The sequence below is a fragment of the Caldisericia bacterium genome (assembly GCA_021158845.1).
In the GTDB taxonomy this organism is placed as follows: domain Bacteria; phylum Caldisericota; class Caldisericia; order B22-G15; family B22-G15; genus B22-G15.
On the sequence record JAGGSY010000159.1, the window covers coordinates 1 to 10,848 of the forward strand.

Annotated in this window: 12 protein-coding genes; 9 read left to right on the plus strand and 3 right to left on the minus strand. The window is 36.8% G+C overall.

Features of this window, described 5'->3' with window-relative positions; all coding sequences use genetic code 11:
- Positions 1 to 483 (plus strand): methyltransferase (locus J7J33_05605; protein ID MCD6168754.1); only part of this gene is annotated, 483 nt, incomplete at its 5' end.
- Here the strand turns inward: J7J33_05605 and murI are convergent.
- The 3 genes from murI to smpB are packed head-to-tail and all read right to left on the minus strand — an operon-like array spanning position 480 to position 4,207.
- Entirely contained in the window at positions 480 to 1,241 is a 762-nt protein-coding gene (gene murI / locus J7J33_05610; GenBank protein MCD6168755.1) for a glutamate racemase, read from the minus strand. The two genes, J7J33_05605 and murI, sit on opposite strands and share 4 nt — an antisense overlap.
- On the minus strand, positions 1,234 to 3,765 hold the full coding sequence (locus J7J33_05615; protein MCD6168756.1) for an N-acetylmuramoyl-L-alanine amidase: 2,532 nt from the start codon (positions 3,763 to 3,765) through the stop codon (positions 1,234 to 1,236). The genes murI and J7J33_05615 overlap by 8 nt, the downstream gene beginning before the upstream one ends.
- Positions 3,755 to 4,207 (minus strand): SsrA-binding protein SmpB, encoded by a 453-nt coding sequence (smpB, locus tag J7J33_05620; protein ID MCD6168757.1) that lies wholly within the window; start codon positions 4,205 to 4,207, stop codon positions 3,755 to 3,757. Before smpB ends, J7J33_05615 begins: the two co-directional genes overlap by 11 nt.
- Positions 4,208 to 4,321: 114 nt before the next feature.
- Here smpB and J7J33_05625 point away from each other — a divergent pair, with 114 nt between their 5' ends.
- From J7J33_05625 to J7J33_05660, 8 genes are all read left to right on the plus strand, one after another.
- Positions 4,322 to 5,941 (plus strand): ABC transporter substrate-binding protein, encoded by a 1,620-nt coding sequence (locus J7J33_05625; protein MCD6168758.1) that lies wholly within the window; start codon positions 4,322 to 4,324, stop codon positions 5,939 to 5,941.
- 43 nt (positions 5,942 to 5,984) lie between these two features.
- Positions 5,985 to 6,986 carry an ABC transporter permease gene (locus tag J7J33_05630; protein ID MCD6168759.1) on the plus strand — a complete coding sequence of 334 codons (1,002 nt, stop codon included), beginning with the start codon at positions 5,985 to 5,987 and terminating at the stop codon, positions 6,984 to 6,986.
- Positions 6,987 to 7,850 (plus strand): ABC transporter permease, encoded by an 864-nt coding sequence (locus tag J7J33_05635; protein ID MCD6168760.1) that lies wholly within the window; start codon positions 6,987 to 6,989, stop codon positions 7,848 to 7,850.
- 47 nt (positions 7,851 to 7,897) lie between these two features.
- Positions 7,898 to 8,377: a LapA family protein gene (locus tag J7J33_05640; GenBank protein ID MCD6168761.1), complete on the plus strand. Its 480-nt coding sequence runs from the start codon at positions 7,898 to 7,900 to the stop codon at positions 8,375 to 8,377.
- Positions 8,358 to 8,882: a QueT transporter family protein gene (locus tag J7J33_05645; protein MCD6168762.1), complete on the plus strand. Its 525-nt coding sequence runs from the start codon at positions 8,358 to 8,360 to the stop codon at positions 8,880 to 8,882. Before J7J33_05640 ends, J7J33_05645 begins: the two co-directional genes overlap by 20 nt.
- A complete protein-coding gene (locus tag J7J33_05650) occupies positions 8,872 to 9,711 on the plus strand; it encodes a nitrilase (protein MCD6168763.1) in 840 nt (279 codons plus the stop codon). The genes J7J33_05645 and J7J33_05650 overlap by 11 nt, the downstream gene beginning before the upstream one ends.
- A complete protein-coding gene (locus tag J7J33_05655; GenBank protein MCD6168764.1) occupies positions 9,704 to 10,531 on the plus strand; it encodes an NAD+ synthase in 828 nt (275 codons plus the stop codon). The genes J7J33_05650 and J7J33_05655 overlap by 8 nt, the downstream gene beginning before the upstream one ends.
- The coding region (locus J7J33_05660; protein ID MCD6168765.1) for an HAD hydrolase-like protein at positions 10,528 to 10,848 on the plus strand (321 nt) is incomplete at its 3' end. The genes J7J33_05655 and J7J33_05660, both read left to right, overlap by 4 nt.

Here is a 10,848-nt window from a genome sequence, read left to right on the forward strand (position 1 = left end):
GATATGGGGTGTGGATCAGGAGTCCTCTCAATTCTAACAAAAAGAGTTTTGAAGGATAAAAATGTGGAGGTCTTCTCATCTGATATTTTACCAGAGGCAGTGGCTTCAACCCTTATAAATACCGAAGGTGAAGGAATATATGTTTATAAACCGGGAGATTTATTTGAAAGAATTGATAGAAAGTTTGATTTAATAATTTTTAATGCTCCATGGGTAAGGGGTAAAGGAAGAAGAAAAAGCGTTCACGATAGAGGCGGTGAAACTATACATAGATTTTTAAGTGAGGCAAAAAGGTTTCTTAAAGATGGTGGATTTATAATTCTAAGTTATGCAAATTTTTCTGGAGACTGGGCTATAGATTCTTTGAAGGAGGTTTTTGATAAGGAGGGATACTCAGTATTAAAGGAGATAAAGACAAAAATTCAGGCAAGGAGAAGAAAGAAAAAGTGGGAGAAGTTGTATCTATTTATTCTTAAAGCTTAAATGTCAATCTCTTTTACTTCAAAATTAAAGTCATCTATAAATATATTTGCCTTCCTTTTAAAAGAATTTTTATCTCCAGTTGTGTAAAACTCAAGTTTCAAATTAGAATTACACTCTACAAGATGCTTTAGTTTAAAAGTAATCTCTTTTCCAGGATCTACAATCTTAACATGCGGAATAATCCTTCTTATAATTTCTTCCAAAGGTGGGAAATGTGTGCATCCAAGAATCAATGTATCCACATCTTTTAGAGGGGAAAGCACCCTCTTTGCAAGAGGAAAAACAGGATTTTCTTCTATCATCCCATCTTCCACAACATTTACAAGTTCTTGTGAACCTATCTCTAAAACCTGTGCCTCTGGAAGTAGGGAGGTAATTCTTTCTTTATATATGTGGGATTTTGCTGTAAGAGGAGTTGATATAACTCCAATTTTTCCATTTTTTGTTGTGGATATAGCTTTTTCCACTGCTCCCTCTATTACACCAACTATTGGAATACTGAATTTTTCTTTAAGGTAGGGCAATCCAACAGAACTCATGGTATTACATGCCACAACAACTAAATTTACCTTCTTTTCCTTAAGGAAGGATACAATTCTTTCACCCCTTTCTATAATCTCCTCTCTCTCTTTTGTTCCATATGGGAAATAACCTTCGTCTGAGAGGTATATGAAGTGATTTTTTGGGAAGGTTTTTATAAGTTCTTTGAGTACAGAAAGCCCCCCAATCCCGGAGTCAAAGACTCCGATTTTACTCACCAAAGTACTCCTTTATGGATTCAAAAACTGCCTCTGCCAACTTTTCTCTTATGTCAGGATTGAGTATCATCTTCTCCTCCTCTGGATTTGTTATGAAGAGAAATTCAATAAGAACTGATGGCATGGTTACCACATCTTTTACAACCTCAAATCCTTTTCTCTTTACCCCCCTATCTGTTGTGTTTAAGACATTCACTATTTTATTTTGAACTATCTCTGCAAATTTGTAGCTGAAGGGATGGAAGTAGTATGTCTCAGTTCCATGGGCATCAGGTGATGTAGAGGCATTTAGGTGAAAGGATATAAAAAGGTCTCCACCAGAGGAATTTGCAATCTCTACCCTCTCATCAAGGTGAGGGGTGGATCTATCATTTTCCTTCATCCTTGTCATTACTACCCTTGCTCCTTCATTAAGGAGAAGTTCCTTCACCCTATTTGCAATATCAAGGACAAGTTTACTTTCATAGGAGCCAGATGGTCCAACTGCTCCTGTATCGTAGTAGATTCCTTCAGTATAGGCACCGTGACCAGGATCAAGGACAATGAGTTTCCCTTTAAGTCCCTTCCCCTTCTCTTTGGACCATACAATTTGAATTCCTGGAGGGGATTTAATTCCCTTTATGGATATAGATTTGTATCCTTCCTGATTTTTTAAAATAAGTTCTGTTACAGGAGAGGATGAATTTTTTCTTGGCGTTGTGGAGATATTTTTAACCACATCGTAATCTTTAAAATTCCTGTTTGGAGAAGGGAGTCCATTTATCTTTAAAATTATTTCATTCTCCTTAACCACCTTTGTAAATTTTACCTCATGTGAAGTAAAGATTGTTAAAGTTGCCTTTAGAGAAGATTCCTTGTTTAAATCAAGTTTAAGGATGTATGGGTCAAGATACAGACTTTTTGTCTCTTTGTTATAGTAAACCCCAACTTCTAATATGTAAGGTATAAAGGAAAGGGGAACAAAAACTTCATCCTTTGAAAAGTAAGGTTTTTGCTTAAATTCTCTTTTTTCATCACCCTTCTCAACAACTTTCAAGTCTTTAATTATTATGCTTTTTCCCACAATTCTATACTCTATTTCCTTTTTATCTTTATCCCATTTATAGACTATGCCAAGAGACTCAAGTAGTGATTTCAGTGGTATGTATAAGGTATTATTCTTTTCAAAGGGAGCGGGAAAGATATACAAGAGGTCTTGAGATAGGTATATTTTATATCCTGGGGGAATACCTTTGGTGAATATTGTTATGGATAAGCCACTTGAAGTTTTCTTTATGTCATACTTTAAATTCTTTTCAAGATCAACAACAATTCTTGTAATGGGTGGATTTAATTGAAATTGAGCCCCCCTTACCCTTAAAACTCCAGATGTGTCAATCTCTTTGGAGAAACTACCTGAGAGGAGTAAAGAATTTGAAATATCAAGAACCAATCTTAAAGGATTTGTTAACAGGGTCTCTTTATACTCTTTTATCTCCTTACTACTTTCTATTTCAATTACAACTGCATTTTCCTCCACTCTATACTTTACATTGTTTATCTGGATTTCCTTTTTCTCCTCTGGTTTTTCCCCATGAGTTTCCTTCTCCTTTATCCAGTATATTCTTCCCTTATAGGTTATCTCAAAGAATTGAATGTCCGGTAATATCAAAGCAACTCCAATTACTGTAACAACGGAAGCCTTGGGTAGGGTATCTTCTGTTTTCATATCCTCTGATGGTCCATCATATAAAGTTTTCTCCTCTTTAAGAGTGATCTTTTTATCTACAGATTTTGTATCAACCACTTTATCAATATGGATTAACCTTATCTTTTCAGAAAAGACCCATCCTGCATCATCTCCAGTTTTAACAAAGTACCATATTTCAGAGGAGGAGTTATAAGCCATACCTAAAACAGATACCTTTGTATCTGGTTCAATCTTTTTAATTACCTCATAAGAGATGGATGGTCCTGTCCTTAAGTTTGTATACTCCTTTATAACACCTGCATTTTCTTTTTCTTCTTCCTTAGCCTTCCTCACCTCAACAACCCATGATGCAACCCACCCCTCCTTTCCAATCTGAGGGGGTTTAACCTTATACCACACCCTCCCATCCTTATCCTTTGCCTCAGCAATAACCTTTAAAACAGTTCTCTCTGTTATAGTTATAAGTATCTCATTCTCAAGCCCAGGTCCACTCCTTATATTTGTTGGAGGAGTAATTATAACCTCTATATCATTCACAGGTTTTTCCTCAATCTTCCTCACCTCAACAACCCATGATGCAACCCACCCCTCCTTTCCAATCTGAGGGGGTTTAACCTTATACCACACCCTCCCATCCTTATCCTTTGCCTCAGCAATAACCTTTAAAACAGTTCTCTCTGTTATAGTAATGAGAATCTCATTCTCAAGCCCAGGCCCACTCCTTATATTTGTTGGAGGTGTGATTATAACCTCTATCCTTTCCTCTGAATAGACATTTATAAACGGAAAGATAAGGAAAATTATTAAAAGGACAGAGATTAATTTAATACCCATATTTTACCTCCCTTTCTATTCTCCTCTTCAAATCCTTCTCCTTCAGCTTTCTTCTTCTATCATAGAGCTTCTTTCCCTTTCCAACTCCTATTTCTACTTTAATTAGCCCCCTATCATTTATATATATAGTTAAAGGCACAGCTGTATATCCTTTTTCACTTAACTTTCCCTGAAGTCTCAGTATCTGCCTTTTATGTAGAAGGAGTTTTCTTCTCCTCATCCTTTCGTGATTCCCAAAATGAGCGTTTGGATACGGTCCTATGTCAAGGTTTACAAGGTATGCCTCTCCATCTTCAATTCTTACATAAGAATCCTTAAAGCTTACCCTTCCCTCCTTAATGGATTTAACCTCAGTTCCAAGAAGGGAGATTCCTGCCTCAATCTTTTCTTCTACATCAAGTGTTAAAAGTGCCCTTCTGTTTTTTGCTATAACTCTCTCTATATTCATCCTTTTTATTATACAATTTGACGCTCTTTTTTCAATTTTTGTTCAATCTTTCTTGACAACACCTATACATATCCATATAATTTAAAAAAGTTTTTTAAGGAGGTAGGGATGAAGCATTTTAGGAGGATCAGTGTCACACTGGTTGTTTTGGTATTGTTGGTGACTTTAGTGGGTATTGCAGGTTTTACTGCCTGTAAACCAGAGGAGAAGAAACCTGTTGTTCTAACCTTTGCAAAAGCAGGCGATGCTGTAAAGCTTGATCCAGCGGATGTAACAGATGGAGAGTCTGTTACCGTTATGGACAATATCTTTGAGGGACTTGTAAGGTATAAACCAGGTACTACAGAGATTGAACCATGTCTTGCAACAAGCTGGGATATAAGTGATGATGGAAAGGTATTCACTTTCCATTTAAGAAAGGGTGTAAAATTCCATGATGGGACAGATTTCAATGCCGATGCAGTAGTTTTCTCTCTTGAAAGACAAAGGGATCCAAATCACCCATTCCATAAGTATGGTGAATGGGCATACTGGGGATGGGTTTTTGGAGCAGTTGAGAAGACTGAAAAGGTGGATGATTATACTGTAAAGATAACACTCAAGGAGAAATTTGCTCCATTCCTTACAACCATGGCTATGTTTACAGCGTTTATAGTGAGTCCAACAAGTGCAGAAAAATGGGGAGAAGAATGGTATGCACATCCTGTAGGAACAGGTCCTTTTAAGTTCGTTGAATGGATCAAAGATGATCATATAACACTGGAGAAGTTTGATGATTACTGGGGAGAAAAGCCAAAGATTGATAAGTTAATTTTTAAGGTAATTCCAGATGCCTCTGTAAGATTACTTGAGCTTCAGCAGGGTAATGTTCAGGGAATGGAGTTTCCAAATCCAGACGATCTTGAGAAGATCAAGAGCGATCCAAATCTGAAGCTTTTATCTCAGCCGGGTCTTAATATAGGATATCTTGCAATGAATATGGGTGAGGATACTCCTGGTTATGATCCACATTTTGGTGATGTGAGGGTAAGAAAGGCAGTAAACTATGCTATTAATAAGAAGGATATTGTGAAACACCTCTATAAAGGGACCGCTGTTCCAGCAAAGAATCCACTTCCTCCAACACTCTGGGGATACAACGATGAGATAGAAGATTATGAATATAATCCTGAGAAAGCAAAGGAACTTTTGGCTGAGGCAGGTTATCCAGATGGTTTTGAAACAAATCTCTGGGCAATGCCTGTTGCAAGACCATACATGTTTGATCCTCAAAAGATTGCTGAGGCAATTCAAGCAGACCTTGAGAAGGTTGGAATTAAAGCTAAAATAGTAAGCTATGACTGGGGTACATACCTTCAAAAAACAGAAGCTGGAGAACATGCAATGTGTTTACTTGGATGGACAATGGATTATCCTGACCCTGATAACATTCTCTATGTACTTCTTGATAAAGATGCTGCAACAGTTGGAAGTGCAGGAAATGTTGCCTTCTACAGGAATGACAAGGTTCATGAACTCAATATGAAGGCTAAACAGACATACGATAGAGCAGAGAGAAAAAAATACTATAAGGAGATTCAGGAGATTATTCATGAAGATGCACCATGGGTTTGCCTTGCACACGCAAATCAGATGCTTGTATTTAGAAAAAATGTTAAAGGGTTTAAGATTTATCCAACTGGTGACTATCACTTTGACACAACCTATATTGAGGAGGAAGGTAAGTAATTTTTCTTTAGAGGGGGAATTCCCCCCTCTCTTTTTATGAGCTATGAGAAAGTATATAGTAAGAAGAGTTTTTGAGTTGGTTCTTGTCTTGTTTGTGGTTTCCATATTTGCCTTTTTTCTTATAAGACTTGCCCCAGGTGATCCAGCTGTGGTGCTTGCAGGTGAGCACGCCACTGAAGAGATACTTCAGGAGATAAGAGAGAAGTGGGGACTTGATAAACCACTTATAGTTCAGTATTTTATATGGTTAAAAAGCGCACTTAAAGGAGATTTCGGAAGGTCTGTAAGGACAGGAGATAGTGTATTAAAAGAACTTCTATACAGGTTTCCCAACACATTTGAACTCTCTCTCTTTGCCATGATAATTGCAACGGTAGTTGGTGTTTTTGCAGGTGTAGTTTCAGCTGTGAAGCGAAAATCTTTTTGGGATTATTTAACAATGACTGTAGCTCTTTTTGGTGTATCTATGCCGGTTTTCTGGTTAGGTATAATGCTTATGCTTATTTTTGGAATCTGGCTGCACATACTTCCCATATCTGGAAGAATGGATGTATATATCTCTGTTAATAGAATCACAAATTTCCTTCTCATAGATAGCTTAATTACAGGCAACTTTGAAGCTTTTTTCAATATTTTGAAACACCTTGTTCTTCCAGGTATTGCTCTTGCGACAATCCCAATGGCTTTTATAGCAAGAATAACGAGATCAAGCATGCTTGATGTTATGAGTAAAGATTATGTGAGAACTGCTAAAGCTAAGGGTCTATCTGAAAAAAGTGTTATATTAAAGCATGCCTTTAGAAATGCTCTAATTCCCATTGTGACGAGTGTGGGGACTCAGTTTGCCCTTTTATTAGCTGGCGCAATTTTAACGGAAACAGTTTTTGCCTGGCCCGGTCTTGGGAGATATATTGTTGGAGCTGTGAGTGCAAGAGATTACCCAGTTGTTCAGGGTTCCATTATATTTGTTGCATTCTTGGTTGCCATAGTAAATCTATTTGTGGATATTCTTTATGCTTATATTGATCCGAGGATAAGATATTAAATGAGAAAGAAAAACGAATTTTTGGTAATATGGAGATATTTAAAGAAGAATAGAACTGCAATGGCAGGGTTATTTATAATTATTGTGGCAGTAATTATTGCCATTTTTGCCAACTATCTTGCTCCATTCAATCCCCTCTCTCAATCACTGAAGGATAGGTTTAAACCTGGTTTCTGGGCAGGAAATTTTCAAAATTTTCTTGGTACAGATGATTTTGGAAGAGACCTTCTATCAAGGATTATATACGGTGCAAGAGTTTCTCTTACTGTCGGTTTTATAGCGGTTATTATAGGTGTCCTTCTTGGTTCTTTTTTTGGAATGATATCAGGATACTTTGGTGGTATTTTAGATAGCTTAATAATGAGGGGGGTAGATATTATGTTTTCTATACCAAGTATCCTTCTTGCAATAGTGATTATGGCAATTCTTGGAACCGGATTGGACAAAGCAATGATAGCTATTGGTATAACTTACGCTCCACAAATTGCGAGAATAGTAAGGTCAGAGACAATGATGGTGAAGAATATGGAGTATGTGGAGGCAGCAGTTGCCATTGGAGAACCACATTACATGATTATATGGAGACATGTTATAAGGAATGTGCTTTCGCCAATAATAGTTTATGGAACATTAAGTATCGGAAGCGCCATTCTTGATGCTGCTGCCCTTGGCTTTCTTGGACTTGGTGCTCAACCTCCAACACCAGAATGGGGAGCTATGCTTGCAAGGAGCTATCAGTACATTACTGCTGGAGCTTGGTGGGTAGCCACATTTCCTGGTTTATGTATTTTACTTGTAGTGCTTGGATTTAATCTTCTTGGTGATGGGATAAGAGATGCAATTGATCCAACCTTAAGAACATAAATTGGTTAGGGTAAAAAAATTTGGTAAAATTGTGGTGGAGGTGAAAGATGATTAGAACAGTTATCTATCTCATTTTGTTTATACTTGCCATAATCTTCCTCTTTCAGAATGGGAGTCAGCCGGTTACTCTCACTTTTCTTAAATGGTCAACTCCAGAACCTATACCAGTGGGTTTTGTCTTCATAGGAGCTCTTTTGTTTGGTGCTATCGTTGTCTGGCTCTGGCACTTACCTCAAATTGTTCTCTTAAAAAGAAAAACAAGATCACTGAACAAAAGAATTACGAAACTTGTAGAGGATATAAAGAGAAAGGAGAATGAATTAGAGGCACTAAAAAAAGAGAAAGAGGAGCTTGAAGCTAAGTTGAGAGAGATTGAGGGGAAGAAACCTGAGGAGACGGAAGAGAAATCTGAGAGGGAGAAAGAGGAGAAAGTTGTGGAACAAAATGAGAATGATGAGAAAAATGAGAAAAAGAGGGGATTCTTTGGCTTTTTAAAGGGTAGAAAGGATGAAGAAGGAGGCAATTAGAAAGCTTGCCATAGCTGGAATTGTTGCTGGATTGTATCTCTCTTTAACCCTTCTATTTGCACCTATAAGTTTCAAGGCATTCCAGATAAGGGTGTCTGAAGCCTTAACACTTCTACCTTTTATATTTCCAGAAGCCATTTTAGGTCTTTTTGTGGGTTGCTTTATTGCCAATTTCTTCTCACCCTTTGGGATAATTGATGTAGTTTTCGGATCCACTCTTACTCTTCTTGCTGCGTATCTCACCCACCTTTTAGGTAAAACAAAAAAGCCCTATCTTGCTCCAATTCCCCCTATTCTTATAAATGGTTTTGGGGTAAGTTTTTATATTACCCTTCTTTCTAAAAGCGACACTTTATCTTTTACAAATTTTGATTTAAGAATGTATCTATCAGTATCTCTCTCAATAATAATAGGTGAAGCACTGGCAACTTATCTTATTGGTCTTCCCCTTTTATATGCCCTTATGAGGTTACCATTTTTAAGGAGGATAAGAAATGAATTTTAGAGTTACCCTTGCACAGATAAATCCCAATTTAGGAAGGATCGATGAGAACATCAAAAAACATGAACTTTTTATTAAAAATGCCATAGATGAGGAAAGTGACTTGATCATATTTCCAGAACTATCTCTTACAGGATACTACCTTGAAGACGGTACTTTTGATGTAGCAATGGATAGAAATGAGATTGAGAATATTTTTTCAGATTTAAGTAAAAAGATTGACATTGTTGTGGGTTTTGTGGAGAGAGGGGAGGACAAGAATTTCTACATTTCTCAAGCCTATCTATCTTATGGGAAAATCATTCATGTTCATAGAAAGATCTACCCTCCCACACATGGAATGTTTGAAGATTTGAAATTCTTTGGAAGGGGAAGAAAAGTTAAAAGTTTTAATACAAGATTTGGAAAGGCAGGGATATTAATTTGCAGAGATTTCTTTCATCCATCACTACCTCTTATATACTATCTAAAAAATGTTGATTTCATGATTTTTGTATCTGCAATACCAGTAAGGGGCGGCTACAATGAGAAAGATGTAGGTATCTTTAAGACAACAGATTCTCTCATATCTTCCTATGCCTCAAGATTTCAGAGCTTCATATTCTTTGTAAACAGAGTTGGTTTTGAGGAGGGGATAGGTTTTATGGGTGGTTCAAGTATTAAGGATCCATATGGAACCACCATACTTAGCCTGCCTCTTTTGGAGGAGACTATGGGAACCAAAGAGATAAAAACTTCTTTAATTGAAGAGGCAAGGTTTAAACTTCCCTTAAGGAGAGAAGAGGATGTGGACTTGATTGTTTCAAATATAGAGGAGATTCATGATGATTGAACTTACATTAAATAAAGAGTTTGCAAGGAAATACATAGTGGAGTTTATAAGGGAGGAGAGTGAGAAGATTGGTCTTAAAAAAACAGTTATTGGTTTAAGTGGTGGTATTGATTCTACCCTCTCATTTTATCTCTCCGTTGAAGCCTTGGGAAATGAAAATGTTATTGGAATAATTATGCCGTATGGAGAACTTGGAGAGAAATCAAAATTGGATGCCATAAAAATAACAGAGATTCTAAACACAGAAAGAGAGATTGTAGATATTAAAGCTATGTGTGATCCATACTTTGAAATGGAGGATATGGATAGGGCAAGGAAGGGGAACTTCATGGCAAGAACAAGAATGGCAGTGCTCTTTGACAAATCAAAGAAGTATTCTGCCTTTGTCACGGGAACATCAAATAAAAGCGAGATCCTGGTTGGATATACCACATGGTATGGAGATATGGCATCTTCTATCCTTCCTCTTGGGGATCTATACAAGACTCAGGTAAGAATCCTTGCAAGATACTTAGGAATCCCTGATTTTATTTTAAATAAAATCCCATCAGCAGAACTGTGGGAGGGGCAAAGTGATGAAGGAGAGATGGGTATAACCTACGATGAATTAGATAAAATACTATACCTTCTTGTTGATTTAAGGAAGAAACCTGATGAGATTGTGAGGGAAGGTTTTGATAAAACAAGGGTTAATAAGGTTTTAAAGATGGTTTTTAATTCCCACTTTAAAAGGAAGTTCCCTCCAATTCCCAAAATTTCATCAAGAACTGTTGGTATAGATTTCCTATACTTTAGAGACTACAGGCCTCCCTACTTATGAAAAAGATAAAGGTTATAATCTTTGATTTTGACGGAACCCTTTTTGATACAAAGATTGATATTGCAAGGTCTGTGAATTTTCTCCTCAAGGAGGAAAATCTTCCCCCTATTTCAGAGGAAAAGATATATGAGTTTATAGGCAATGGTACTGATGTTCTTCTTGAGAAGAGTTTCTCCTATGTGAATGGAAAGATTAGAGATGGAGTTATAGATAGATTCTTTAAGATATATGAAGAGCATATGCTTGATAACACTAAACCATTCCCAAACATTTTAGATGTAATTGATAAGATAAAGGATAGAAGTTTGTATATACTG

Bases quoted from the DNA above. Each gene is read 5' to 3' on its own strand.
- J7J33_05650 (MCD6168763.1), top strand. From the start codon at position 8,872: ATGAATTTTAGAGTTACCCTTGCACAGATAAATCCCAATTTAGGAAGG.
- J7J33_05630 (MCD6168759.1), top strand. From the start codon at position 5,985: ATGAGAAAGTATATAGTAAGAAGAGTTTTTGAGTTGGTTCTTGTCTTG.
- J7J33_05640 (MCD6168761.1), top strand. From the start codon at position 7,898: ATGATTAGAACAGTTATCTATCTCATTTTGTTTATACTTGCCATAATC.
- J7J33_05625 (MCD6168758.1), top strand. From the start codon at position 4,322: ATGAAGCATTTTAGGAGGATCAGTGTCACACTGGTTGTTTTGGTATTG.
- J7J33_05645 (MCD6168762.1), top strand. From the start codon at position 8,358: ATGAAGAAGGAGGCAATTAGAAAGCTTGCCATAGCTGGAATTGTTGCT.
- J7J33_05635 (MCD6168760.1), top strand. From the start codon at position 6,987: ATGAGAAAGAAAAACGAATTTTTGGTAATATGGAGATATTTAAAGAAG.
- J7J33_05615 (MCD6168756.1), bottom strand. From the start codon at position 3,765: ATGGGTATTAAATTAATCTCTGTCCTTTTAATAATTTTCCTTATCTTT.
- J7J33_05655 (MCD6168764.1), top strand. From the start codon at position 9,704: ATGATTGAACTTACATTAAATAAAGAGTTTGCAAGGAAATACATAGTG.